The 26,821-nt window shown below is 52.1% G+C and carries 15 protein-coding genes and 3 pseudogenes; 9 read left to right on the top strand and 9 right to left on the bottom strand.

The window, feature by feature from the left end; genetic code table 11:
• Positions 1-59: 59 nt before the first annotated feature.
• The 3 genes and pseudogenes from Q1B46_RS20365 to Q1B46_RS20355 all read right to left on the bottom strand — a co-directional run.
• Positions 60-541: pseudogene (locus Q1B46_RS20365) on the bottom strand (IS6 family transposase); the annotation flags it as partial.
• 57 nt (positions 542-598) lie between these two features.
• Positions 599-730, bottom strand: a complete 132-nt coding sequence (locus Q1B46_RS20360; RefSeq protein WP_299951357.1) for a hypothetical protein — start codon at positions 728-730, stop codon at positions 599-601.
• A complete protein-coding gene (locus tag Q1B46_RS20355; RefSeq protein ID WP_299951352.1) occupies positions 727-1,674 on the bottom strand; it encodes a histidinol-phosphate transaminase in 948 nt (315 codons plus the stop codon). The genes Q1B46_RS20360 and Q1B46_RS20355 overlap by 4 nt, the downstream gene beginning before the upstream one ends.
• Before the next feature lie 1,555 nt (positions 1,675-3,229).
• Here Q1B46_RS20355 and Q1B46_RS20350 point away from each other — a divergent pair.
• From Q1B46_RS20350 to Q1B46_RS20325, 6 genes are all read left to right on the top strand, one after another.
• Complete coding sequence (locus tag Q1B46_RS20350) at positions 3,230-4,963, top strand: type I secretion system permease/ATPase (protein WP_299951349.1); 1,734 nt, start codon at positions 3,230-3,232, stop codon at positions 4,961-4,963.
• Positions 4,960-6,267, top strand: a complete 1,308-nt coding sequence (locus Q1B46_RS20345) for an HlyD family type I secretion periplasmic adaptor subunit (RefSeq protein WP_299951347.1) — start codon at positions 4,960-4,962, stop codon at positions 6,265-6,267. The genes Q1B46_RS20350 and Q1B46_RS20345 overlap by 4 nt, the downstream gene beginning before the upstream one ends.
• Before the next feature lie 215 nt (positions 6,268-6,482).
• Positions 6,483-6,980 (top strand): FxsA family protein, encoded by a 498-nt coding sequence (locus Q1B46_RS20340; protein ID WP_299951344.1) that lies wholly within the window; start codon positions 6,483-6,485, stop codon positions 6,978-6,980.
• Between the two features lie 191 nt (positions 6,981-7,171).
• The gene (locus Q1B46_RS20335; RefSeq protein WP_299951341.1) at positions 7,172-7,774 is read left to right on the top strand and encodes a helix-turn-helix domain-containing protein; all 603 of its coding nucleotides are present in this window, start codon (positions 7,172-7,174) and stop codon (positions 7,772-7,774) included.
• Between the two features lie 286 nt (positions 7,775-8,060).
• A complete protein-coding gene (locus Q1B46_RS20330) occupies positions 8,061-9,113 on the top strand; it encodes a M23 family metallopeptidase (protein WP_299951338.1) in 1,053 nt (350 codons plus the stop codon).
• A gap of 579 nt (positions 9,114-9,692) precedes the next feature.
• Entirely contained in the window at positions 9,693-15,602 is a 5,910-nt protein-coding gene (locus tag Q1B46_RS20325) for a hypothetical protein (protein ID WP_299951334.1), read from the top strand.
• Positions 15,603-15,705: 103 nt separating this feature from the next.
• On the opposite strand, the pseudogene Q1B46_RS20320 reads toward Q1B46_RS20325, so the two are convergent.
• The 3 genes and pseudogenes from Q1B46_RS20320 to Q1B46_RS20310 form a co-directional block, all read right to left on the bottom strand.
• A pseudogene (locus Q1B46_RS20320) lies at positions 15,706-15,892 on the bottom strand (IS481 family transposase); the annotation flags it as partial.
• A gap of 49 nt (positions 15,893-15,941) precedes the next feature.
• Positions 15,942-17,810, bottom strand: coding sequence for a hypothetical protein (locus tag Q1B46_RS20315; RefSeq protein WP_299951331.1), 1,869 nt, complete (start codon positions 17,808-17,810; stop codon positions 15,942-15,944).
• Positions 17,811-18,095: 285 nt separating this feature from the next.
• Positions 18,096-18,652: pseudogene (locus Q1B46_RS20310) on the bottom strand (IS6 family transposase); the annotation flags it as partial.
• Positions 18,653-19,074: 422 nt separating this feature from the next.
• Here Q1B46_RS20310 and Q1B46_RS20305 point away from each other — a divergent pair.
• The 3 genes from Q1B46_RS20305 (at position 19,075) to Q1B46_RS20295 (ending at position 24,297) form a co-directional block, all read left to right on the top strand.
• Positions 19,075-20,646, top strand: coding sequence for a phosphate ABC transporter substrate-binding/OmpA family protein (locus Q1B46_RS20305; RefSeq protein WP_299951329.1), 1,572 nt, complete (start codon positions 19,075-19,077; stop codon positions 20,644-20,646).
• A gap of 77 nt (positions 20,647-20,723) precedes the next feature.
• Positions 20,724-21,761: a hypothetical protein gene (locus Q1B46_RS20300; RefSeq protein ID WP_299951326.1), complete on the top strand. Its 1,038-nt coding sequence runs from the start codon at positions 20,724-20,726 to the stop codon at positions 21,759-21,761.
• Between the two features lie 241 nt (positions 21,762-22,002).
• On the top strand, positions 22,003-24,297 hold the full coding sequence (locus Q1B46_RS20295; RefSeq protein WP_299951323.1) for a serine/threonine-protein kinase: 2,295 nt from the start codon (positions 22,003-22,005) through the stop codon (positions 24,295-24,297).
• A gap of 103 nt (positions 24,298-24,400) precedes the next feature.
• Here Q1B46_RS20295 and Q1B46_RS20290 read toward each other — a convergent pair whose 3' ends face one another.
• Genes Q1B46_RS20290 through Q1B46_RS20280 form a run of 3 tightly spaced genes read right to left on the bottom strand, consistent with a single transcriptional unit; the run spans position 24,401 to position 26,821 of the window.
• Positions 24,401-24,796 (bottom strand): RidA family protein, encoded by a 396-nt coding sequence (locus Q1B46_RS20290; protein ID WP_299667949.1) that lies wholly within the window; start codon positions 24,794-24,796, stop codon positions 24,401-24,403.
• Complete coding sequence (locus Q1B46_RS20285; protein ID WP_299951320.1) at positions 24,786-25,190, bottom strand: thioesterase family protein; 405 nt, start codon at positions 25,188-25,190, stop codon at positions 24,786-24,788. Before Q1B46_RS20285 ends, Q1B46_RS20290 begins: the two co-directional genes overlap by 11 nt.
• An 11-nt stretch (positions 25,191-25,201) precedes the next feature.
• Positions 25,202-26,821 carry an AMP-binding protein gene (locus Q1B46_RS20280; protein WP_299951317.1) on the bottom strand — a complete coding sequence of 540 codons (1,620 nt, stop codon included), beginning with the start codon at positions 26,819-26,821 and terminating at the stop codon, positions 25,202-25,204.

Raw genomic sequence — 26,821 nt, 5'->3', positions numbered from 1 at the left:
CGCACCTCAGTAGCTCACCCAAAGACAAGGGCGCGGTGCCTCAAAAAGTTCTTGTCAAATACATCCGTCAAATATTTCCGCCTGACCATCTCAATGGGTATCAGGCAGCCGATGCTCTTCAGAATTTTTCGATCGCCTTGAGGCCCGCGGAGTTAGTGCTGCTCTTGTCGATCACAATCTTCCATGGCAACCCATTGGTCTCCAACATCCGAGCGAAAAACTTCGTTGCTGCAGCTTTGTTCCGACGCTTGGACAGCATGAAATCGAGAGTTTTGCCGTGTTTGTCGACCGCTCAATAGAAATACATCCACTTGCCGCGCACACGAATGTAGGTTTCGTCCGTGCACCAGGAGCAGTCGCATAGTCGTCGTCGGCGCGCTGTTTCTGCAATCGCGCCGGAAAACCGTATGGCCCATTGGTTCAGTGTTGTGTGATCAACAGAAACACCTCGCTTTTGCATGAATTCTTCCAGATCCCGGTACGACACTCCGTTTCGGGCATAGAAGAATACTGCGAACAGGATAACGTCCTTTGGATACAGAGTACCTTCTAAAAGAGATCATGAACTGGCTTTCGACGTGATAAATCCGAAAGCCATTCACTCGCCGGCAGCGCGAGCGTCTATGGATAAAAGTTTGCAACAGATCAGTTCAAGGTCGGGTTCCTGATTGACGTTGGTATATGGCACCAGCACGCCAATTTTGGCACCGCTTCGGGGGTCTTGGGTCATGATAATACTCCTTTCAATACCGCGAGGGCGTTGCGCATGATTTCATCGCTGCAGATTGTGGCGTGCAGACAATTGTGCAGCCAGTAGCCGCCCATGGGGCGCATCATCAGGCCATCTGCGCGAAGCGCATTGTCTGCGACCTGCATTTGCTGAGCTGTGGCAAAGCGCAACAGCACAAAATTCGTGTGACTTTGTGGGACATCCAGCCCGAGTTTCCGGCAATCCGCAGCAAATCGATCACGGATCACGGTGGTTTTTTGGATGATCTCCGCCATGTGTTTCTGGTCCAGCATCGCCGCGTCTGCCATGGCCTGCGACGGCGCGGGAATGTTGTTGGGAATCAGAATTTTGCGAATTTCTGCCGCGGTCCCGTGTGGAAAATATCCCCAGCCAACCCGTGCTCCTGCCAGGCCGTAGGCTTTGGAAAAAGTTCGAAGAGCCACGGTGTCACCACGTTGCACCAGGGCGAAGATTTCTGCGGGATCCTGCCCCGAGTCAGATAGTTCGGCATAGGCCTGATCGACTACAAGCATGATATTGCGCTGCAAATGGTGTCGCAGCCGCAGGATGTCGCTGTTTTTAATGGGTGTCCCGGTCGGGCTACCGGGGTGGCAGATGAACACGATGCGCGTGCGGTCTGTCACAGCCGCCAACACTTCATCCACCGAGACCGACAGGTCAGCTTCCCGTGCGGTCACATAGTCGGCTTCGACCTGCGCCGAAGCTGAGGAGACATAGGCATATCCATATTCGCCTCCCAGAATTCTATCTTCCGGGCCAGCAAAGGCGCGGATCAGGCACCCGATCAGCTCCATAGAACCCGCCCCACAGAGAATGCGATCTGGTTCAAAGTCGTATATTTGAGCAATCGCGACCCGCAGGCTCAGCCAGTCCGGATCGAGATAAAGTGGGATTTTGGCGGCGGTTTCGTTAGCGGCCCGCATCGCCTCGGGGCTGGCAGGAATACGCGCTTTCGTTCTGTGCTAGCGGAATGATGTTATTGTCCCCAAGATCTGCCAGCGCATAGGGTTTAATGTCAGCTATATGGGAAATGGCCCGGATCAAGGTATGTCTTCTGTAGTCAACCATGTCTCCGCATGTCGGCACCAACGGAGCTAGCGAAGTAGTTCAACTTTCCGGCCTGAAGGAACAGGCTTGGCGGCTCGGTCGTGATGAATTCTGGTTTTGGGACTTGTTTTAGTGGAGTCTGCACACGGCCCTTCTTAACAAGAGGCCTGAAACTAGGCCCTTGCGACGAGGTCGCAGCCTGTGGCGCGGCGACCGAGAGATGTGAGAACTTGAGTACGATCCACTCCTACCAAGCCACCCGACTATCCTTGGCAAATCTAGTCCAAATGCGACAGAAACTGGCCTTGAGTAACGGTGTTTCACGGATCATGACTAAGGCAAATTCACCCGCTACCCCAGCCCTTCAGAAGAGGCGCTGCAACCCGCTACCGTAAGCCCTCGAAGGTGTTTCTGTCAGAAATCAACTGTCCAAGAATAAGTCCTGACCCTTGGAGCTAAACATCATGTTCGAATGTGCCTTCTGCGCCTCAACGAGCCGAATCAGACGGTGTCCCCGTTTGGTATAACTTCAAAATGAGCCAGCTATGTTTCAAGCTATGAGGCAAATTATTGACCTTAGTTGCGGATTTCTGAGTTTTCTAACAGCTTTTTGACACAGATGTGCGGATGCTGATCTTTCGTCTAAGGTCTGCGAAGTGGTCAAAAAACGACACCTGTGCAGATATTTGCGTCAAGTTTCGCCAAGAGCCGGCCCTATTAGTTGAGTGTTACCATGAAGGGAATCGTTTCTTCACAAAAACGTGACAATAAAATATATCTGTATTGGAAAAATATCCTTAATCTGCTCACAATGCTGAATTGCGTTCTTATAAGGCTATAAGTTTCGGGGAGGGAATTCTTTTGCCTAAAGTGATGAGTAGGACCCTTGACCACTCAAACAGCACTTAGGGCCAATCGGTTGCCGACATTGCTTTCGCGATTGACGGTGATGAGATGTTCATAGTGGTAGTAAAAGCGTTGGTTGTGGATGTAGCCGCGAGTTTCCACAAAGTTTGCGATTTCGATACCGCAAACGATACGGACAGATCCGACATCGGCGCTCCCACGCAGATCTGAGTTCGGCAGGGATCACAACGGCAGCCATTGGCCGTGACAGAAAAGGAGGAATGGCAACCAAGGTTCGGTTATTCGGGGGAATAAAACGCGAACCGATCTCGAGACTATTCAGTTCGAGCTTTTGAAAATAACGTTTGCCACCGGGAACAGGTTGCATGCGCGAGTGGGCCGAATTTCTCCACCACTCATGGAACTCCACATCTTGATGATTTGGAAGTTTTACGAAATTCGGCCTCGCTCACACGTCGCGCGCTCGCCAGAAAAGCGAAAAACCTGGCTTGCGCGCGGCCTTTGTCTGAACGGGCGTCGGACAAACTCAATTCGACTTCGTTCCAAACGAAGATGGGGGTAAAGATGAACTCGAATGCCTTGGAAAAAGGCGCGGAAGAGCTGAGAACGGCTCGGTCCAAGGTCTATTATGCGGTCGTCGCGGTTTTCATTTTCAGCATCTTTGCCAACTTGCTGATGCTGACCGGGCCGCTCTACATGCTTCAGGTCTACGATAGGGTACTCACCAGCAAGTCCGAACAAACGCTCATAGCGTTGTCGCTCATTGTTCTGTTTCTCTTCGTGGTCATGGGCGTACTGGATTACATCCGAACCCGTGTCATGACGCGTGTCGGGGCAAAATTCAGTGACACGTTGAACCGTAGAGTGTTTGAGTCGGTTGTCCGACGCTCCGCACAGCTACCTGATTTGAATGCGGAAACAGGCTTGAAAAGCCTTGAGAATATTCGTCAGTTTCTGGCTTCCCCGATGTTAATTGCATTGATTGATCTGCCTTGGACGCCGCTTTTTCTGTTCGGAATATACCTCTTTCATCCATGGCTTGGGTATTTGGCCATTGGATCCGCCCTGTTCTTGCTTTTGATCGCGGGGATCAATCAGGTTGCTACGCAAAGAAAAAACCAGTTGGCAACGCGGGCCGTGCACAAATCTGATCTGATGAGTGAACAGATCCGTGTCGAAGCAGAAACGGTTCAAAGCATGGGGATGCTGACATCGATTTTTGATCGGTGGCAGAATTTGCAAGACGAGGCATTGTCGGAACAGACCGAAAGCGCCGAAAAAGGAACGCTTTACAAAACAATCTCCAAGGTGTTTCGGATGATTGTGCAATCGGCCATGCTGGGCCTTGCAGCGTACCTTGTGTTGCAGGCCGAAGTGACGCCGGGTGTTATGATTGCGTCTTCGATCTTACTGGGAAGAGCGTTGGCCCCAATTGAGACGATTGTCGCGTCTTGGCCAGTATTGCAGTCAGCCCACCGGGGTTGGAAAACACTGGCCGCGTTACTCGCTGTGGCACCGCCATTGAGCGACCGAACCGAATTGCCTGCGCCTCCTGCCCACTTGTCGATCAAGCAATTGTCTGTTGCTCCTCCTGGTCAATCGCGGCTGGCCCTCAAGGGGCCTACATTCACCGTGGAAAGCGGAACGGCTGTGGCCGTGATCGGCCCATCCGGATCGGGTAAATCAACTTTGGCGCGCGCGTTAACCGGGTTATGGCAACCCTATAATGGCGAGGTACGGTTGGGGCAATTTCCGCTCAATCAGTATCATCCCGACAAGCTTGGGCAATATGTCGGGTATCTGCCGCAACGGATACATCTGTTCGAAGGTACGATCGCCGAGAACATTGCAAGATTTGCAGATGAGGCGGATGATTCAAAGGTAGTCGCGGCCGCAATGAAGGCGGATGCGCATCAAATGATATCCGAGCTTCCAGACGGATATGACACGATCATCAACGCCAACGGTGGCCAGCTTTCAGGCGGTCAAATGCAGCGGATCGGATTGGCGCGTGCATTGTATTCAGACCCGATTGTTCTAGTTCTGGACGAGCCCAATTCGAGCTTGGACAGCCATGGATCTATGGCGCTGAACCGGGCAATACGTTCACTGAAGGAAGAAGGGTGCATTGTCATGATCATGGCACATCGCCCCGCAGCGCTATCTGAATGCGAGAAAATTCTTATCTTAAGTCAAGGTATGATGGTGGATTATGGGCCGCGTGATGAGGTGTTGCAGAAATACGTAACCAATCACGATCAGCTCAATTCACCAGGGCAGATGGGGGGTGTCATATGAGTAACGAGCGGAAATATCAGAATGTAAATGGTCTGACGATCGCCGGGTTCCTGATTTTAGTTGTTTTGGTTGGGGGTTTTGGTGCTTGGTCGGTACTCAGCAGCCTGTCAGGTGCTGTCATTGCTAACGCACAAATCGAAGTCGAACAAAATCGACAGATCGTGCAACACCCCGATGGCGGTGTCGTTTCGGCTGTGCACGTAAGAGAAGGTCAATTCGTAACCGAAGGGCAGCGGTTGATCATGCTTGAGACTGAGAAACTTAGCTCTCAGCTTATGGTCACTGAGAATGCGCTGTATGAGCTTCTGGCGCGGCGTGGCAGGCTGATTTCAGAAAGAGACCGCAGGGACAGCATTCGCTTTGCGAAGGAATTGCGCGACGTTGCGCAAGAGGTACCCCGTGCTGGTCAGATGATGGTTGGGCAGGAAACCTTGTTCATTGCGCGTGCGCATTCTCTGAACCAGCAGTTTGACCAACTGAGCCAACGAAGTGAACAGTTGCGTGACCAGATTGATGGGTATGAAGCACAAAAAGCTGGCGTTCTCATGCAATTGGATTTGATCGAGAAAGAACTGGACCGTCAGAAGATCCTTGAAGACAAAGGCCTGAGTAATGCGAACCAAAAGCTGACCATGGAACGCGAACTGGCGAGTCTTCATGGGCAAATCGGACAACTGAGCGCGAACATTGCGCAAACGAAGGGGCGTATTACTGAAATTGCCATCGAAGCTCGTAAACTAGAGGCCGGTAAACGCGAGACGGTCGTCGCTGAGTTACGTGAGATCAGGCTGGAAGAAATTGAACTGCGAACCAAAATTGAAGAGTTGTCTGAACAAATTGCACGGTCGGAAATAAAGGCACCTGTGTCCGGAATCGTATATGGGCTTCAAGTGTTTACACCAAAGTCCGTCCTCAGAGCCGCCGATCCGGTGTTGTACCTAATTCCACAGGACCGCCCGTTGGTTATTGCCGCCCAGGTCGAGCCAATTCATATCGACCAGATCTCTTTGGATCAGGAAGCAACGCTTCGATTTTCTTCCTTCAGTCAACAAACGACGCCCGAGTTTGTGGGGCGCGTCAGGCAGATTTCGGCGGATGTTTTCCAAAGCCCTGACAACAGCTATCAATACTATCGCGTTTTGGTCGAGTTGAGCGAAGAGGACAGAAGCCAGTTTGGCGGCGCGATCAACCTTCTGCCTGGAATGCCGGTCGAAGCATTCTTTCGAACAAGCGATCACACTCCGATGCACTACTTCGTAAAACCGCTTGCTGATTACTTTAATAAGGCTTTCCGGGAAACGTAAACCTGAGCGTTCAAGCATATGCAAGCGGAGGGCACATTGAGGCGGCCGCAAAGGTGAACGGGTCATTTGATCACGGTTGATATCGACCTGTTCAAATGCCAAGTTGTCATGCGTTCCAACTATCGCTGGTGAGGGCCAGGGTATTGGACGGCGATTGACTGTGCATGTCACCTAGAAACAAGCCACTGGCTGCCGGGTAGAAAAGGACACAACGCTTGTTTTTGTATCTAATGTTTCTGCTGCTTCCTGTCGTTGAAATAGCCCTGTTCATCCTGATAGGCGATTTAATTGGCTTGTGGCAAACATTGTTCCTTGTCGTCCTAACAGCAGTTGTCGGCACTGTGATGGTGGCACGTCAGGGCCAACAGATGATGGCGCGGGCCAAGTCCGCTTTTACAACTGAAGAAGAACCGGATTATCCAACTGCACAGAGAATCATGATCATTTTCAGCGGGGCGTTTCTGATGATGCCTGGCTTTTTCACGGACGCGATCGCACTGTTGCTCATGTTTCCAAGCATCAGGATCAACATCTTTGAATACATGCGTAAAATTACGGAACCGGCAAGATTGCACCCGAGGTTCAAATCCAAGTTTGATAACAAGAGTTCCGATTTCGCCAAGGGCGATGTCATTGATGGGGAGTTTTCCGAAGTTCATCCTGAGGACCGGGCCGAAAATAGTTCCCAGAAACAGGTTACCCAACAGCATTAGGGTCATCCAGCCAAGAAGGTGAAATCACCCTTGCCCACAAGGCTTTTGGGTTGACTGACTGAGGCATCGTAACGATGCCGATAAATCGGTCAATGCCACTTAAAGCAACAGCCCCGTCATAATCCCTTGCCAAACTCAAATTTGCGTGTTCGAAGTTTGATCTATAGTCTCATGCTTTTACGGAGAATATGTTGTCAGACGAACAGAGTAACGATAACCAGCGACCTGCTGGCGAGGACGCTCGTACATCGATTGGTCCTGCAATCCGCCAAGCGCGTCGCGCAAAAGGGTGGACTTTGGAAGAAGCCGGGCGTGCCGCAGGTGTGGGACGATCAACACTCTCGAAGATTGAGAACAGTCAGACACAGCCAACCTTCGAAACAGTTCGACGGCTGACAGAAGCGCTCGATATCAGCACTCCCCAATTGTTTCTACAGTCCGGTCGGTCAGGTGTAGCGGGTCGCCGAGATTTTACGCCTAAAGGGCAAGGCGAGGTCAAGGAAACACCAACCTATATCCATGAGTTGCTTTGTTCGGATCTAACCAGCAAAAGAATGGTGCCATATATCACGAGGATCAAGGCGCGTGATATATCAGAGTTTGACAACTGGATACGACATGACGGTGAAGAGTTCATGTATGTGATCAGCGGCGAGTTGGTGTTTGTGTCAGAACATTATCGGCCAACTACATTGAAAGCAGGGGATTCACTTTACTACGATAGCGGTATGGGCCATGGCTGTATTTCAACAAGTGACGAAGACGCGATGGTTCTTTGGGTGTCCCTTGAGTAGCTAAAATTACACAAGTATCCAAACCTAGCTGGCCTACCGAATTGCTTAGGCAACGGAAGATCGTGACTAACCCAATTAAAGATCACGCAGCTTACGAAACCCGCCCCATTGCAAAGCGAAGTGCCGCGGTATTGGTGCGCAGATATATTACATCAGACCGGATTGCTCGTTTGGGTGCGGCGTTGATGCCGTGTTTCGGGATGGATATTGCTTACCCTGGAAATGAAGTAAGCCTTCGGCCTGACTGATGTCGGGGAAACCAGTCTGTCTAAAATGTGTATTTCAAATGAATGACCCATGGGGTTTAGTCAGTTGCCAGAATGATGGGATTCTGGAGCGTCAAAAACCTATGTCATTTGTTTTACTAGTGCTGTTTGTGATTGTTTTCCAAGGGCTTGTAATCACCAGCCCTGCAATCAGCGATACAATAAAGCTGTCGTGGCCAGTAGATTGCCAGCTTCGAGAATATTGTCATATTCAACAGTATGTCGACCACGATCCGACATCTGGGAGCAGAGATTACAGGTGCGGTTCGCTTTCGTATGACGGGCACAAGGGTACTGATATCCGTACGGCTACAATTGCTGAAATGAACCATGGCGTGGCCGTCTTAGCAGCCCATGAAGGCAAAGTTACTGGTATTCGGAACGGGATGCCGGATGTTTCAATTGAATCGCCTGACAAAATTGATGTGTCCGGGCGTGAGTGCGGCAACGGCGTAGTTCTGTCGCATTCAAATGGCTGGGAAACCCAGTACTGCCATCTAAAAGCGGGTTCCGTTATCGTTCGACCAGGCGAATGGGTAACCCAAGGGCAATACTTGGGTGACATTGGGCTGAGCGGTTTCACGACCTTCCCTCACCTCCATTTCAGCGTAAGACGGTTTGGCGAAGTCGTAGATCCATTTGCCCCGCAATACGATGGTACCTGCCAGATTACCGACCAAGACACACTTTGGCAGGATGCGATACCCTATATCCCAACCGGTATTCTGGCCTCAGGATTTGCAACTAAAATACCAGATTTTTCCGAGGCAAAGGAGGGCTTGCCCCCCGTTGAAACACTCAGCGAAGACGCGCCCGCCATCGTGGCTTGGGCAATGTACTTCGGCGCGCGAACCGGTGATACACTCAGCTTCTTCATATCAGGACCTGGTGGGTTTGAATTCAACTATTCCCATGACGTCGAGCGTACCCAAGCACAGGCGATACATTCGGCGGGTAAAAGAAAACCGCCAGATAGCTGGGTGCCGGGAACCTATAGTGCAAGGGTCAGTTACTACCGAGAAGGCCAAGAGCAGTGGAGCTCTTCATATTCTGTGATTGTGACACCTGATTGAGGTTGAGTTGAGGACAGCGGTCATCCGAAACAGCCTCTCAAAATAGCGGCGGCCGAGGGTTTTGCTTTGTCACTATATTCTTCTTCCGTCCCAACGCGAAATCCGCTGGCATCGCCGCTTCTTGGCCGTAAGATTGCCGATTTGAGCCTAGCAACATTGTTCTCAGTTTTGGTCGCATGAGTCGTATTTTGGGTGGTGTGCGTATGACGAATACCTACCTCGTCAAACCCCAGCCGGGACTTATTGGCTGGAGAAGAGAAATTCCAAACCGACTATCTGGGTCGACGAGCCGCATGAGTTGCGCTCGAAACTTTCCGGGCATTGGAAGCAGCGCAGTACTGAAAATTACAACGATCCCTTTGATTTCACCCATTAAGTTAGCCCAATTGGTCACCAAGCCGAAAACGCACCTAGCATAACCGGTTTGAAAGCGATCTTGGCGTATCCACGAAAATGTGATGGGTTGAGAGCGAAAAATCACCAAAAGCATACTTGACAAAAAAATATCCCCTGAAATGGTTATAGGTGAGAAAAGTATCCTCTAAGAAACTTTTCCAAAGCACGATCGGGGATGGAACAATGAACGCTCAAATACCAACGACAACAGAAGATTATTCTCTAACAGATATTTTGAACGCGATTGATTCCGACACGGCGCTGATATCAACGGCTGAAACATTAGCAGCTGACTTTGCTGCAAATTTCTCTGCAGATGAACTGAGCGATATTTATGATGTCGTCGATGTTTTTCGTGAAGCGCTGCGGCAAGCTGACACCAAAGCCATGTCATATGCGCTGATGAATGCCATAGTCGAGAACGAGGAGTTTCAGCAAAAACTGGAATCCAACGCTCAGCTTATTGGCAGATTGATGACTTCGGAAACTGCTACGATTTCCGAAACAACCCGTGATCTGTTCAACACATCACTCTCAGCGTGGCAGACCGCCCGCACAGGCATAAACGGCGGCTACTATACAGGGGCTGAAAGCTATAACCTTCATCTTTCTCGGACTACGGGCAGCTATGATCTTCAATCGCTGGAGGTGTCATCAGATTCCTTCTCTCATTTCCGAAGTCAGTTTTCGGATTTCAAATCCAGCGCCGAAGGTAAATGGCACGGAAATTTTGGCGTTGATGGCCAACTCGCCCTTTCCATCATCGGGGCCGCAACCGCGGGCGTTAGCCTCGGATTTTCCGGATATTCACTGCACAAAGCGGTTGAATCCGGAGATCAGACAGCGATCGCATCGGCGTCGCTCAGTGTTGTTGGATCTTCAATAAGCCTTATCCAAAGCGGGGTTCAAGTCGGGTTGAGGGTCGCCGCATATTTCGCCAAGGGAAGTGCGGATTTCTTGCGCGCTGCCGCAGAGGCGGTCGGTACTGCTTCTCTTGCGGCGAATGCAGCCAAGGCTGGGACCTCAGCATTTGCAGCAATTGGTGTCGGTTTCGCAGTGGTTGCGACGGCGGTTTCAGCGGTAACCTTTGCGTTGTCAACTGCGCAACGGCTTGAGAATTTTGATGATCAGGATCAGATTGACCAGAATTTTGCGATTGCAAATACAGTCATTGATTCAGCCCAGCTGGTCTTAGGGATTTTGGCGACAGTCATTACCGCAGCAGCAGGGGCCACCGGGGTTGGATTGATCGTTGGTGCGGTAATTGGGCTGATCAATGCGTTGATTGACGCGGCACAAGCCATCGCAGAGGCCGTCGAAAAACTGATCCCTCGTATAACCTACGGTACCGAGGGGAATGACCACCTTGTTGGTCGCGATGGGGCGGATATCATTTACGGCTATGGCGGCGATGACGTGATCCTTGCCGGCGGCGGCAACGATGAGGTTTTTGCCGGATCTGGTGATGATCTTATCAATCCTGGTCTTGGGCGCGACTACGTCAACGGTGACAGTGACACCGACACCGTAACTTACCAAAGCGACGTTCAAACGGAATGGGGTGTAAAGGCCGAGTACGTCATCGGGCGCGAAATCGACGGATGGGGCGACTTCCAAACTGGTCTGTTTATCGATCTGAAGAGCGAGCACACGTATCTGTTGAACCAATGGGCCGGCGGCGACAATGGTGGAACGGCCGCGAATGTCATCGATTCCGTAGGGACAAACGCCAACGGTGATGATCTGAGGGTGAACCTTCTTTACGAACATTCAGCGGGCATAATCTCAAACTTTACCTGGCAAGACGGCGCAACCGCGTCCCCCCTTGCTGGTGGGTGGGGCATCCTGCTTAAGGACGATCTGAACAGCATCGAAAATGCCATCGGTACAAATCGTACTGATGTAATCCGGGGGGATGACGGCGCCAATTCGATTGATGGGAAGAATGGCGATGACTATCTGTTTGGCGGGGGCGGGAATGACGTTCTGTCCGGAGGGCTTGGAACCGACACAATCTGGGGCGGGGACGGTTTTGATACAGTCAACTACTCACCCTCAATTAACGGTGAAACGATCTATAACACTCTGGTCGGGTACCGAAACACCACCACTCATGACCAAAGCGAGCTGACCTGGTCATACGCGCCGAACAAAGGGGCGGGCAATACTCACGGCACACACGAGGCGCTACAGAGCTGGCAGGCGCGCACGGTCTTCGATATCTTTGAGAACCATGCGACGGTAAACACTGTCCTCGGTCACTCGGACGACAATCCCAACCTCCATACCTATGACGCGTTGCAAAGCTCCAACGCAGGGTATGACGCGACAGCATTTCACGCCAACGTCTATAATTACTGGGCTAGCAGGGATGGTGACTGGGTACAATCATCCATCATCGACCAAAGTTCGATCAAGTGGAATGCATGGAATTATATTACACAATTCAGCCTACACGAAGAAACGCTTTACAGTATTGAAAGATACATCGGCACAACCGGCCAAGACATCTTTAACGGCTCGTCAAATGGCGAACAGATCACTGCCGCCTGGGGTTATGGGGATGCAGTGTATGGGAATGGTGGCGATGATGTTATTTCCTCAGGTTTCGGGCTTGAAAAGCACATTGACGGTGGCGCCGATATCGACACCTTCTATTTCGCGCTGGATCCCTTTGTTGCCGCAAAGGCCAACAGCTGGACTGCGCAAGATGAACTTGCCAGCTCATCGCGGCCATATTTGTTCTATGTGAATCTCGCAACCAATTCTGCTTCCTTTGATATCCATCAGAGCGAATATGACACCGAAATCGACATCTATAATGTCGAGAACGTCATTGGTACGGTCTGGAGAGATCAGATCATCGGTGACGATGGAAACAACTATCTCGCGGGCTACGGCGGTGATGACGTTATTCGCGGCGGTGGTGGCATGGACATCATCTATGGCGGTGATGGCGACGACAAACTGTACGGCGATGATGGCAACGATTTCTTCTACTACGATGTATCGAATTTCGACGACTGGCAGCTGCGTGGTGATCACAACGAATTCCATGGCGGCGACGGAATGGATACCGTTGACTACTCGGGGGACACGTTCAATAGCCTGACCATTGATCTGCAGGGTAACTATGGTTGGGATTCAGCATGGAATGACAAGTATTATTCCATCGAAAATATCGTAGGAGTGAAAAACCACGACAATTCGTTCTATGGTAACGAAAGCAGCAACAGCTTTACCGGCGGCTCGGCCAAAGACATCTTCCATGGCCGTGATGGCAATGATGTTTTTATCACCGGTGCAAAGGCAACCTCGACTGACGAGTTCTTTGGTGGGGCAGATAACGACCTGATTGACTTCACAGCCTTTACCGGCGGTGGCATCACACTTGATCTATCGGACTTGTCGACCCGGTCTGCCAATATCAGCGGCACCTCTATTGACAGCATCGAAAGCATCATTGGCACAGATTATGCAGATCATCTGGCCGGCACGGATGAAGCCAATGTTCTTCAAGGCGGGCACGGTGCCGATCATCTGATCGGCGGCGGTGGCGATGACTTTTTCTCGGGCGGAAACTCACACGATACGATCGAAGGTGGTGACGGTAGCGACACGATCAGCTATTGGCAGGACGCCCATGACAGGGATGGTCACGCAGACAACGGTTGGGATATCGACCTGGCGCGTGGCACAACCCTGACCCGCACGGGCTCGATTCTGGCCGACACGCTCTCGTCGATTGAGCATGTGATCGGTTCGGACGTAGCGGATGCTATCACCGGCGATGGCGGCAGCAATGTCCTGCAAGGGCAAGGCGGTGTTGACACGATCAATGGCGGGAATGGCAGCGATATCATCTCAGGTGGTCACGACGATGACTATCTGGATGGGGGTGCCGGGATCGATACTGTTGACTATTGGGTGGACGCCGATGATCGCCAGGGCCATCAAGGTACAGGGTTCGATATCAATTTGGCGACGGGGCGAAGCCTTGTCCGAGGACAAAACCTAGGCGTCGATCATCTCAGCAATTTCGAAAATGTTGTCGGTACTGATCAGGGTGACCTGATTACTGGTGACGCTGGCGCGAATGCTCTTGATGGGCGTGGAGGAGATGACACCATCAATGGGGGGGCCGGAAGTGATATTCTGATCGGGGGCCGAGGCAACAATACTCTGGACGGTGGTGAAAATTCCGACACGGTATCATATGAGTTCCTAGATACCATTGACGGCTCGATTGATGCTGTGGGTGTTAAAATAAACCTTGGTAGTTCAGAGTATTCTGGCGTCTTATCTGCAACCTTTTCTGGAATAGCCGCCGGGACCGCTGTTGCGGAAAGATATGTTGCCCAAGACTTTGGCCCAAGTCTTCATGTCGTATATGCTTCGGACAGCCTTTCTAACATAGAAAATGTTGTTGGTACCAATTCGCGTGACATTATTCTCGGTCACGAAACGATCGGTGGTACCTTCACATTGAAAGGGGGCCATGACGATATCCACGTTGGTACGGGTGTGGACACAATTGATACTGGGACAGGTCAGAATGTTGTGTACCTGGGCGTACGGAACGATACGGCCGATAGGCTGATCCTGACCGCAACTGCAACGGGTAGCGATTCCATCAACGGATGGGAAAGTAGTGATATCGTAACAGTGCGGCTTGCGCATGATGATATGATTACTGGCACCGTTGCACACCAGAATTCGACGCAGTTTAACACGCTGTCAGGTTACAGCTTCTCGCTACGCCATGACGGGGTGGAAACGCCTGCGACGCTTGCTGATATCAACATCGAAGTGAACGGGTCGCTGGACGACGAAACAAATGACTACAGCGCGTCAGGGCTGGGCCCGCTTCGGTACAATGCGTATGATGGCGATGACACGGTGACAGGAACGCTGAACAATGACCAGATATTCGGCGGTGACGGAGAGGATACCCTCAACGGCTCTGGCGGTAGCGACGTGTTATTTGGCGGCGACGGTGACGATGATCTAACTGGTGGCGATGGGGGCGACGTGTTCTCGGGTGGTCGTGGCGCGGACACCATCACGGGCGGTCAAGGCATTGATATTATAGACTATTCTCTGGATATTGACGAAGCAGAAACGTCGCAGATCATCAACGTAACCTCGGGGACCGGAGCAACAGGCTATGGCGGTACCGTGCGGAAAATTGACGGCGGCACACGCGAAACAGGTGTTTTCACGTCAACTTTTGAATTTGATACTTTCAGCGGTATCGAGGCGATTACAGGAAGCCATTCATTTGACTTCTTCTATGTCGGCAGCGACATGTCGGATGTTACCGTCGCACTGGACGGCAATGAGGGATATGATCAACTGAGTTTGGTCGACTACAATGTCGCTGACAATCATCGGTTGATCTTTAACCTTGCAGGCGAGACCTTCTCGTACGTCATGGAGGGTTCAGCAGACACAGAAACAGAAACCGTCTGGCTCTCGGGCATCAAGAACATTGAGAGAGTCGTCGGCAGCCAAGAAAGTGATATCTTCATCGACAGTGCGCTTGTTGACAATGAATATGTCGGTGGTGGCGGAGACGATGTCTTCTTTCTGTCCGGAGGTGCGGATGAGGTTGATGGAGGAGACAACGGCACAGCGGGCGATTTGGCCGGGTTCCATGACTTTATTCAATCTGTGACTGTCAACTTGTCTACCGGCATCTTCAGCTTTGCGGTTCAGGATGGGACAAAATCCGGAAGTCTTACGAATATCGAACATGTTGTTGGAACCGAGTTCAATGATACGATCACCGGTGACTCCAATGCCAACATGCTGGATGGCGCTCAGGGCAATGATCAAATCTGGGCCGGTGAGGGCAGCGACACTATCATCTTCGCCCGAGGCTTCGATGATGATGTCGTGCATGACTTCAATATTGCGGAAGATACAATACGGTTCGATCTTGCCGGCGCGCATTCAGATTTGAACTCAACTGGAATAACCACCGAAGCAATCGGCAGCGATGTGAAAATCACTGTGGCCGACCACGGATCAGTAACACTGAAAAACAAAGCGCTTACAGATCTTGACACCATACAGTTCGAATTCTTGTAAGACGTAGAACGCAACGTTTGCGGGCTGACCTAAGTTGGCCCGCATACGGATTATCGGAAACGACAACCTGTTGTAACTTGTCTTTCTGAGCTTCGTATGGTGTCTAGCCAATATGTGCATCGTGCGGTGTGGCACGGTTATAGAAGCTGCTCCCATTCGTCGGGTTTAGCATCCAGATTGACGTCACCTTTGTAGCTTAGAAGTAGATTGAACTCCTGCTAATTGTAACAGTGTGACCGCTCGAATCTACCGTTCAACTGAGGTGTGTCGCGCTTGACATAGGCGCTCCTATGCCATCTGCCTGCCGATGTACCCTGCACCATCCTGTGACCGGAGCAGTCAAGATGCGACACGGTTATTTTCAGCGTCTTCAGCCCTGCAAACAGTTCTCACAAAACGGGGTAACTCAACCGCCGGATCAACCCTGTTCACATAATCGACGGCGTATTCCGCCGCGGCTCTCGAACTTTCGCCATATCGGTCTGATGCGTTGCGGACATAGTCTGCGGCATCCGCTGCTGTGTCAAAATGACTAAGGTTCGGAAAGACTGACCCTGGAGCTCCGAAGGGTGCCATCATAGGCCAGTTCCGCAACACCGGGACCGCGCCTGTAAGCATTCCTTCGACGAAGCTTTCATGGCTACCTTCTCTTTGACTGGCAGAAACAATAAAACCGATCGACCGGTACCAACTCACAATGTCATTGGTGAAGCTCTCGATCGAAACGCTATCACCAAACTCCGCCAATCTTTGTTCGAAACGATGCCGGTAGTTCGCTTCGGCTTCTGAAATATCGTCGCTCCAAGGTTGGCCGATAAGGCGAAGCTGCCAAGTGGGGTCATGTGCTCGGAGTTCTTTCAGGATATCGAGGGCAAATATCGGGTCCTTATTTGCCGAGGCGTATTGGGTCAATCCTAGTGTTTTCTTCGCGGTTTCTTGACGGGGCGCTATGCTGAAATTCGATACATTCCTAAAATTGGGAATGACGCCGGTGACGGTGCCTGAAAGCGTTGCACTACCGACAAGAGAATTGAATACTTCTTGAATTTGTGGCGCGATGAATATCAACCCATCGAACCTGGGCAGATTTGTGAGAAACGGATAAGATGTGAACGCTTCGTAGCTGTGTAGCCGCGCAATAAGCGCTTTGTCCTCCGGCAGGTAACGACTCATCCAGACAGCGCCATCCGTGAGCCATTCGCAAAAAACGACATCAGCCCAGTTAATTAGATCGCTTACCAGTTGGTTGCGGACGGCCAAGGCCTCACGAACTTCTGCTGGGGAAGGCTTGCCAGCAACGCTCCGGGTCTGTTGTGCTATTCCGAGCAAACGATCTGAATTGGGAAAGGCTTGTCTCATCATCTCGAAATCGAGGTAACGCAATTCGAACCCATCGGCTTCCAATGCCATCGCTGCGCTTGGAAAGAAGTTCCAATTATCGGATACGACTAATACTCTTTGGCTCTTACCATGTTTGACATCACGTGCAGGGCAAACTTGTCCGGCACCTATCAGTTGTTGCAATTCGGAAGGGAAAGAAGCGATAGCGGGTTCTCCGCTTCGAACAGTCTGGATGAATTCGCTAAAGACTTCGGGATCGAGAAGTGGATGGCTATCTTTGTAAGGAACGCCAAACTTCATTTCGTGTTTCAACCACCCATCATATAAGTTGCGACGAGCATCAGCATCTTCGCTAATACCGAAATCGTCCATCAACTGGATGAGCTTTCGAAAGTGGCTGCGATCCTCAAAAACATAACACAAAACCTGAATCATTGCCGTAGGCAAGGATTTGCTGCGCCGTCGCGATTTCATTTGTGAAAGTGCTTCTAACGAGCCCTTGGCGTCACAGTGTAACGCTTTAAGTACAACCAGACACGCTAAAGTCGAATCAGAATATAGTCTGAGAGATTCAAGTTTCTGTTCAATTTCCCTTGTAAGTTTGAATTCAGACTTTGCGACTAAATCTGCTTTGCCTGATCTCGCTTCACCTGCCTTCGCCTGAGCGAGGAGCTGCGCACCGTTACTGAGCGTCGGATTGTAGCTCAGCGCTTGCAAAGCTGCTGCAGATGCTGCTGTGTAGTTCTTTTTCTTGAGGGCTTTTTTAGCTGCTGTTCGAAACTTACGAGCGGCACGGTATTTTCTGGGCCGGGTCGATCGAACGAGAACTGAGTGCAAAGAAGCATTAAGGTGCAGCTTGTATGGCAATTCGAATCACCGATCTGAACAGAAGCGATAGATACGCAGAACTATTCTAGGTTGCCCCATCAAAGCAACCGGTGAAGTTTTTAAGTAATCACCTTGCAGAATAGTGGCCAATTTATGATATAGCTCCGCGAACGACTTCATAGGATCGGCGGTAATAAAGCTGCGGATGATGTCACCGTAAAGTTGTGTCGCAAACTTTTCGATAGACCAGAGCCAGCGTTGTTCTGGACGCACTAATCCTGTGATCTCAGCAAACATCCGAAATCTCGAGCTCGTTGCGCTAGAGAATTGCTGTTTCCGGATCATGTTGGCGACCTTGATCCCATCATGCGTGGCCGAAGCGGATTTGAGCGACTTAAACCCACACATGTGCCGAACCCGCCGCTTTATGAAGCGATGATCCTGCTCGATCAGATTGTTTAGGAATTTTGACCTGATTGTTTGTATTTTGACTAAGCGGCCAAATCGTTTCTGGATCCTGTTCACTTCTCGAATGCCAGCTGCGTTAGCACCGCTCTTATCGATCACTATTTTTTCTGGGATTCCATTTGATGCCAGCGTATTGGCAAAGAAACTGGTTGCTGCACGACTATTCCGACACTCAGATAGTTCTCATCCATGCGCCAGGAATTCAGCATTGCGCGTTTCTTCGATTGTGCTTTAACCGCGATCATCGGTGAGTATTTCATCACCTACATATTCAATGTGGCGTGATCGACGGAAATGCCCCGTTCAGCCAAGATCGCTTCCAGATCGCGAAGGGAGATGGTGTAGCGCAAATAGGAAAACACAGCGCACAAAACCACCTCCTTGGGGAGGTGGCGGCCTTCAAAAGAAATCATGATCAAGCCTGTTCGAAATCTATTGCATGGGAACAAACGTCACGGCACGCATGCTCTTCAATAAAGCCTCAAAGTTTGCAACACATCTACCCTGGACCTAATCCTATCAACCATTTGTATCGTTATTATCGATTCCCTCTGCTGACGATCTGAATTCTGCACCTAACTCGATCAGAATTGGCCAATTCCCTCCGCGAAGAAAGAACAATGCCTTTTCGAGCGTCAAAAGTGTCTGCATTTTGTCTTAAAAGTGTCGATAATTGGATCGAAGTGGGACAATTTTGAGTAGAGCGTCAGCAACCTTGACTGAGGTTACAATATGCAGCTACGTCATTAACAAGTGTTGATGGTCAGTTAAGCATTAGCGAGATTGCTTTCAATGATAACGAAGAACGAAACATTTAGGGTCCGAGGTTGTTAAAATGTTGAATCAACTCGTAAAAACTGCCTCTGGTGCATTAATAGCCGCCACGGCCACCATGGCAAATGCCCAAAATGTTCAATTGAACAGCCTGGACGGCGGCATGACGCTGACCGGAGAACTTATTGAGTTCGACGGAGCCAATTACCAACTGAGAACGGTGGTTGGTACGATAACGGTTGATGCCTTTAAAGTTGAGTGCATTGGTGAGGCTTGCCCCAGTCGTAACGATGGGCCAGTCGAGTACAGCATCTCTGGTTCTTCGCGTTTGGTGGATTCGCTTTTTGCCGATTTGACGACGCAATTCGGCGAAGAAATAGGAGGTGCTGCACTCCGCTCCGAAGAGGGTGGGGTCAGCAAGCTTCTGCTGCGCAATGAGCTTGGAGAGTTCCTGGCTGAAGTATCGCTGATGGGCAGCGACTCGACCGATGGGATCAAACAACTGTTTGACGGAAAGTCGGCCCTTGCCGTAGCGACGCGCCCAGTTCAACCCGATGAGCTTGCGACTGCAACGCAGGCTGGCCTTGGGGACATGAGCGCCAGTGAAAATCAGAAGATCTTTGCTCTGGATGGCCTTGTTGCCATCACCTCGCAAAGCAACCCGTTGCGGGCAGTTGCTGAGAAAGATCTAGCGCGAATATTCTCCGGGACCATTTCCAATTGGAGTCAGATCGGTGGTCCGGATGCACCGATCCAGCTGTACATGCGCGCGCCGGACAGCGGCACCGGGCTGATCTTTGATGAACTGATCATGAGCCCTGCCGGAGCAACCTACTCGACCGGGATTAACCTTTTGGAAACCGATGCTGAACTGGCTGCGGCAGTAGCGTCCGATCCGCTCGGTATCGGAATTACAAGCCTTGCAAGCGTAGACGATGCCAAGGTTCTGGCCATCCGCGGTGTTTGTGGCATTCAGGTTCCAGCGACGCCATTCACCATCAAAACCGAGGAATACCCACTTAGCCGACGGTTGTATGCCTATACAGGCAACACTGTTCCAGCACAGCTGAACCGCTTTATACAATTCCTCGAAACTGAAAAGGCGCAAGAAACGATCGAGGCCTCGGGCTTTGTTTCGCTCGGTGAATCATTGCAAGGACCGAATGAGCAAGGCCTGCGTTACCTTGGTGCGGTTATGCCCACGGACGCAGAGGTCACTCTAAAACAGCTGCAGGAGATGTCGGCGGAACTGTCTGGCGCAGATCGCAGTTCGATCACCTTCCGTTTCGCATTTGGGTCTTCCCGTCTTGATGCCCGGGCGCAGGATGACATTAAGCGCCTCGCTGCTTTGTTGGCTAAAGAAGAAACCACAAACAAAGAACTTCTTCTGATCGGTTACACCGACTCTGTCGGAGCTGGCAGATCCAATCGATCGCTCAGCCAGCAGCGCGCTCAACAAGTGCGCAACGCCCTGCAGCAAGCAGCACCTGCCGGCAGCCTTGATCGGTTGACGATCCGGACGCTGGGCTATGGTGAAATCTCACCGCTAAGCTGCAATGAAACCGAGAATGGCCGCCGGATCAATCGTCGTGTGGAAGTTTGGCTGCGGGATACCGTCACCACATCCCAGTAAAAAAGCACCAACGCAGCATCGGAACCGGGGATACCACGGGCTGTGACCAAGACGATAACGCAACGGAGAGATGTAGTATGAGAATGCTCGTAATATTGGCCAATGTTTTCCTACTGCACCTATCAGGGGCAGCTGCTGCTCAGGATGAGCCATACAATTCTGCCGTAGACACCTGGCTTAATGGCGACGAGGCCACTGGCGTGCAGGGTCTGTCGGAAGCGGCCAGTCAGGGGAACAGTTCGGCGCAGATGATCCTCGGACAAATTGACCGCGACACGGTTCCAGGCGGTTTTTCTGACTATCTGGTAAACCACCCAAAACGCGACGAGCTTCTTCGCGCGCACGACCCCGACAAAGGAACCGTAAGCTGGTTGCTTGCTCTGACCGATCCCAGCCTGAAGGAAGCAGGCGAAGCCATCTTCGGATATCGCGTTGGCCGTCAACCAATCAGCAATGCATTGGCATTGCAGTCTTATGGTGAGGTTGAAGGTGCGGAATATGTATTGTGGAACACGCTGAATAACGGTCGTTTTGATCTGATCAATTCAATGCCTTCAGACAACTATGGCCTGTCCGATGCGGGTTTCCTCAAATGGATTGAGGCTTACATGGCGCGCGAAAACAAAGCGATCACCATGCGGGCATTTGTGGAGGAAACCAATCCCAAACGAGTTTCAGGCTTGCTGGGACTGAAACGGCTCGCGCGCCTGTTGAATCTCAATCAGCATTTTTCCGATGAGGCCAACCAGTTCACGACTGTAATGCTGGGCCGCGGCTCGGAATTGTCTGAGAGCGTAAATCTGGTGCTCCTAAACGACAATATCGCCCGTATCAGCGAAACCGATAGCTATCTGAATATCGTGAAACGCTATTGCGAATCCTGCGAAGGGGACGAGGTCGACTATGACTGTGTGGTTCAGGCGCTGGAGATTGTGGGAGGGTATAAGACCGTGATGTCGATCCGCACCCCGGTTGAGACATTGATCGATCAGGACACATTCATGAGTTCCAATCGTCCGGTCGAAACATTTTCACAGTTAGTGAATAATATGCGCCGCTATTATTCTCGCGAAATTCGTTCGTCCTGCATCGCCTCAAATCTGGCAGCCGGATAACACGGCGTTGCCGGTTCGACTGGATTGCTAAGGAGCAATTTGCGGGTTGGTTGGCCATTCAAGCCGAGCCATTGCGGGTTTTGCGGATCTGGGACAGGCAGAGAATCTCTAACTACATCACGTTTTAGACATATTCTCCTATTAGTTGAGTTTGTAACAAGCACAAGCTGTGATCGGGTTTTGAGAATTTCCTGACACAGTGTTGGAAGAACAGCAGACTGGGTGAGCCATGGGCAACGTAATGAAACTGGTAAAAACTGATCATGAAGAGATAGATCAGATGACTGGCGACTTTTCCGCGGACAATCTCCCTGCACGGACCGAACTGCTGCATGGCCAGTACAAAATTGATAGCTATCTGAACAGCGGTGGCTTCGGGATTACCTATCTCGCCTTTGACAGCCTCAAACGCAAGGTGGTGATCAAAGAGTGCTTTCCAAGTATGTTTGCGCGTCGAAAAAATGCGCTCGTGACAGCACGAACGCCCACACACACGCAAGATCTTCGTCAAATTGTTCGGCACTTTATCCGCGAGGCGCAGCGCCTTTCACAGATGGATCACCCGAATATCGTCGGTGTCCATCAGGTCTTTGAAGACAACGACACTGCCTATATGGCTCTGGATTTTGTCGAAGGCCCTGATCTTCTGGATGCGATTGAAAACACGGAAACGCAGCTAGACGAAGCCGATGTCATGTCTATCCTCAGGCAAATATTGGATGCGGTCGCCTACATGCACAAGCAGGGGATGCTGCATCGGGATATTTCGCCCGACAATATCTTGGTTGGACCAGACAAGGTGCCGGTGCTGATTGACTTCGGGGCCGCGCGTGAGCAGAACAGGAAAACCGATCGCGTTTTATCGGCGCTGCGTGCGGTCAAGGACGGCTATTCCCCACAGGAATTCTATGTCAAGAATAGTGTACAGGGAGCTTATAGCGATCTCTACGCATTGGCAGCATCATTTTATCACGTGATCACCGGAGAGCGTGCGCCGGACAGCCAGACCAGGGTTTCGGCGATAGCCGAGCAAAAGCCCGATCCCTGCAAACCTCTTCAGGGGCGTTTTGATAAATACGATGACGTCTTTCTGGAAGCGTTGGACAAAGCCATGTCCGCCTTGCCAAAGGATCGTTTTCAGACTGCTGATGAGTGGCTTGACGCGATAGGTCGTGTTGCCGAGGCCCCGACGATGGAGCAAGACGTTAAGATTGCCGTCTCTTCATCAGGCGGTAGCAAGCGTTGGCTGATAGGCGGCGCGGTGCTTGCACTTGGATTTGTTGGCGCGATAGCCGCGGTCCTTTCCAATGGCAATATTCTATCACCCGCTGAACCACAGGTAACGCAAGAAGATGTCTTGGCAGCCGAGGCGCAAGCACGCGTTCAAGCCGAAGCGGAGGCAGCGGCCGCGGCTGCTGCCGTTGCGGATGCCACAGCAAGGGCGACTGAAGCCGAGGCTCGATTGGCCGAAGCGGAAGCGCGAGCGCAGGCAGAAATCGCCGCGCGCGCTGAAGCAGAAGCCGCAGCCCAAGCCGCAGCCCGAGCCGAAGCGCGTGCCAATGAGGCCGCTGAGGCAGAGGCCCGCGCCCGGGCAGAGGCAGAAGCCCAAGCGAATGCTCAGGCGATAGCTCAAGCCCAAGCAGAAGCACGTGCCACAGCAGCCGCTGAGGCCGAGGCGCGCGCTTTGGCACAAGCGGAAGCGCAGGCTGAGGCTTTGGCGAAAGCCCAGGCCGAAGCAGAAGCACGTGCTGCTGCAGCCGCTGAGGCAGAGGCACGTGCCTTGGCTCAGGCAAAAGCTCAGGCAGAAACTTTGGCCAAATCTCAGGCCGAGGCGGCGGCCCGCGCAAGCGCGGTCGCCAAGGCTGAAGAGCGCGCCAAGTTAGAGGCGCAAAAGGAAGCTGCTGCACTTGCCGCGGTTGAGACTGAGGCCACACCTGATCCAATCCCAAGCGTCGATCAGACCGGGGTCGTTTCGAAATGGAACGTTCATTTGCCCTTTGCGGCGTCCGCGGATCAACTCGACACAGTTGAGTTTGTGGCTGCGTCTGCCCCTGCATGGGTTCGCGCCGGCCTGCGTATCGACACGGTCGACGGGATGGATATCGAAGAGATCGGCGCGATCAGCGAAACGCTACGCAATGCTGGAGCCGAGCCTTCGGAAGACGGAACATTACGCGTCACATTGGGCCTTACTGACCCTCGGGATGGCGTTGTCACGCGTGACGTTGTGTTGAATGTCGTCCAGGATACAACCTTGTCGAATGGTATTATGTTTCAAAGCCGTTATGCCGATACCGGCAATTGGGTTACAAGCGTGGCCCATATCCCGCAAGGTCTGAATGACGACACAACTCTGAAACCGAACGACCAAATCACCAGCTATTTTCCGTCAGATGAAAGCATTGATGGGCCGAACACGATTGCAGCTCTGCTACACGCAGGGTTGAACGAGGGTAAGACGGATTTCAAGTTCACCGTCAGACGTAATGGTTCACTTTGGCTGGTCGACCTGCACTATGACGGTCAGAGTAAATAGTCGAAAAACTGGCAGTGCCCAACGGGTAACTCTGTATTGTCAAGTTGTTGACGGCCAGTTGTGAAACAGGGGAACGACAAGAGCGGTGACAACACCGACGAAATCAGCCCAGATGTGCCGTGGCTTCGATTTCGACCTTTGCCCGGTCTTCAACCAGACCGGCAACAACCAGCATGGACATGGCCGGGAAATGTTTGCCGAAAACCTCGCGATAGGCTTCGCCCACGGCCCGTTGCGCGGCCACATATTCACCTTTGTCGGTCACGAACCAGGTCAGGCGAGTTACGTCCTCGACACGACCGCCCGCGCTTTCGACAATGGCGCGGATGTTCATCAGGGCTTGCCGCATCTGCCCGATGAAATCATCACTGACGAATTCTTTGTTTCCATCCCAACCGATTTGTCCGCCGATATGCAGGGTGCCGTCTTTGGCCAGCATTCCGTTTGCATAGCCTTTGGCTGGCAGCCAGCCATCGGGGTGGATCACTTTATGTGTCATTCAATTGGTCCTCGTATTCTTTCATTCGGCTGCGCATATGGTCAGGCCAAGGCGTAGATTTTCCATCGCTGTCCACGTGAACCAGTGTCGCGGTTGTGTCGAACCGGGTCTCGTTTGCGCACAGTGCTTTCATCCGGTAGGTGGCAGATCGTGATCCAACACGCGAGAGGCAGAGCTGCAGGACAAGGTGATCTCCGTGATAACTGGGGCGCGCAAAACGCGTCTCGATCTGGGCGGTGGGTGACCCGTTGCCGGATTTGTGCAGGGTTTCAAAAGGGACTTGTAGGGCTTCGTCGAAAAACGCTTCGACGCAGTCATTCATCATCTCGAAATACCGGGGGTAAAAGACAATGCCCGCCGGGTCGCAATGTTTGAACAGAACCTTCTGTTTCATCTCAAATATCATCACTGCGCCTCTTTCAGCCGGAAACGCTGAATCTTGCCGGTCGCTGTTTTGGGCAAGGTCGGGCGATACCGGATCGAGCGCGGGTATTTGTAAGGTGCTATGGTGTTTTTGGCATGCGTTTGCAATGCATCGGTCATTGCCTGATCCGATTGGTATCCTGCGTTCAGCACGACGTGCGCTTCAACGATTTCGCCGCGATCAGGATCAGGGGTGCCGATGACCGCGCATTCAGAAACGGCAGGATGGGAAAGCAGTGCTGCCTCAACCTCGGGCCCTGCAATGTTGTATCCCGCTGAGATGATCATATCGTCGTTTCTGGCGGCAAAGTGGTACCGTCCCTGAGCATCGCGTACAAAGCTGTCACCGGTGATGTTCCAGCCATCCATTATATATTCGCCCTGCCGGTCACCGCGCAGATACCGGCATCCGGTGGGGCCGCGCACCGCCAGTCGACCGGCCACGCCATCGGGAAGTTCTTCGCCGTCCGGGCCAATCACTTTTGCCTCATACCCGGATACAGGTTTTCCAGTCGAAGCCGGGCGGTGATCGTCAAAGCGGTTCGAGATGAAGATATGTAGCATTTCGGTGGCGCCGATCCCGTCCAACATCGGCTTTCCGGTCCGTTTTATCCAATCATCATAGATCGGGGCGGGCAGGGTCTCCCCGGCCGATACGGCGGCCCGCAACGAGGACAGGTCCGCCCCGTCATCCATCGCCTGCAACATCACCCGATAAGCGGTTGGTGCGGTAAAGCAGACGGTGGCCCTGTATTTCTCGATGATCTCGATCATCTGCGGTGGCGCGGCTTGTTCCAGTAGCGTCGCGGTGGCCCCGAAGCGCAGCGGAAAGATCGCCAGCCCGCCCAGCCCGAATGTAAAGGCCAATGGAGGAGAGCCGACAAAGACGTCATCGGGCGTCACGCCCAGAACCTCACGCGCATAACCATCAGCGACGATCAGCAGGTCGCGATGGAAATGCATCGTTGCTTTGGGCTGCCCGGTCGAGCCCGATGTGAAGCCCAGCAGCGCCACGTCGTCCTGACTGGTTTCGACCGCATCAAACTTGACCGGCTTTTCAAGCGCCAGCCGGTCCAGTTCGGCATCATGGTTCGAGGTGCCGTCAAAACCGACAACGGTTTTAAGGAACCGGCTGTGCTTGGCACATTTGGTCATCTCGTCCATCAGGCGGGTGTCGCACAATGCATGCGTGATTTCGGCGGTATCGACATACTTGGTCAACTCGCCCGCACGCAGCATCGGCATCGTGTTGACGACCACTGCACCTGCTTTGGTCGCTGCCAGCCAGGCCGCTACCATGGCCGGGTTGTTGGCAGACCGGATCAACACGCGGTTTCCGGGTTTAACCCCAAGGTCCTCGACCAGCGCGTGGGCCAGCCGGTTGGTCCAGTCAGTGAGTTCCTTATAAGTGCGCTGGCGTTGATTGCCGATCAGGGCCACATGATCCCCGAACCCTTTGCCGACCATCGCATCCGTCAACTCAACCGCCGCGTTCAGCTGGTCTGGATAGTCGAAACCGCCCAGAAGAAAATCGGGCCAGCTTGCCTGCGATGGCAGGTTATCCCGTGCGAATGTATCGATATGGGCTGATGGACCAAGCAT

Origin of the sequence: uncultured Ruegeria sp., assembly GCF_947500045.1 — a bacterium.
GTDB lineage: Bacteria > Pseudomonadota > Alphaproteobacteria > Rhodobacterales > Rhodobacteraceae > Ruegeria.
The sequence above is the reverse complement of the archived record's forward strand: the minus strand, read 5'-3'. Positions and strand labels throughout refer to the sequence as shown.

Excerpts from the sequence above, each read along its gene's own strand:
- Q1B46_RS20360 (WP_299951357.1), bottom strand. The coding sequence starts at position 730 with ATGACCCAAGACCCCCGAAGCGGTGCCAAAATTGGCGTGCTGGTGCCA.
- Q1B46_RS20355 (WP_299951352.1), bottom strand. The coding sequence starts at position 1,674 with ATGCGGGCCGCTAACGAAACCGCCGCCAAAATCCCACTTTATCTCGAT.
- Q1B46_RS20350 (WP_299951349.1), top strand. The coding sequence starts at position 3,230 with ATGAACTCGAATGCCTTGGAAAAAGGCGCGGAAGAGCTGAGAACGGCT.
- Q1B46_RS20345 (WP_299951347.1), top strand. The coding sequence starts at position 4,960 with ATGAGTAACGAGCGGAAATATCAGAATGTAAATGGTCTGACGATCGCC.
- Q1B46_RS20330 (WP_299951338.1), top strand. The coding sequence starts at position 8,061 with ATGAATGACCCATGGGGTTTAGTCAGTTGCCAGAATGATGGGATTCTG.
- Q1B46_RS20325 (WP_299951334.1), top strand. The coding sequence starts at position 9,693 with ATGAACGCTCAAATACCAACGACAACAGAAGATTATTCTCTAACAGAT.
- Q1B46_RS20305 (WP_299951329.1), top strand. The coding sequence starts at position 19,075 with ATGTTGAATCAACTCGTAAAAACTGCCTCTGGTGCATTAATAGCCGCC.
- Q1B46_RS20300 (WP_299951326.1), top strand. The coding sequence starts at position 20,724 with ATGAGAATGCTCGTAATATTGGCCAATGTTTTCCTACTGCACCTATCA.
- Q1B46_RS20295 (WP_299951323.1), top strand. The coding sequence starts at position 22,003 with ATGAAACTGGTAAAAACTGATCATGAAGAGATAGATCAGATGACTGGC.
- Q1B46_RS20290 (WP_299667949.1), bottom strand. The coding sequence starts at position 24,796 with ATGACACATAAAGTGATCCACCCCGATGGCTGGCTGCCAGCCAAAGGC.
- Q1B46_RS20285 (WP_299951320.1), bottom strand. The coding sequence starts at position 25,190 with ATGAAACAGAAGGTTCTGTTCAAACATTGCGACCCGGCGGGCATTGTC.
- Q1B46_RS20280 (WP_299951317.1), bottom strand. The coding sequence starts at position 26,821 with ATGCTTGGTCCATCAGCCCATATCGATACATTCGCACGGGATAACCTG.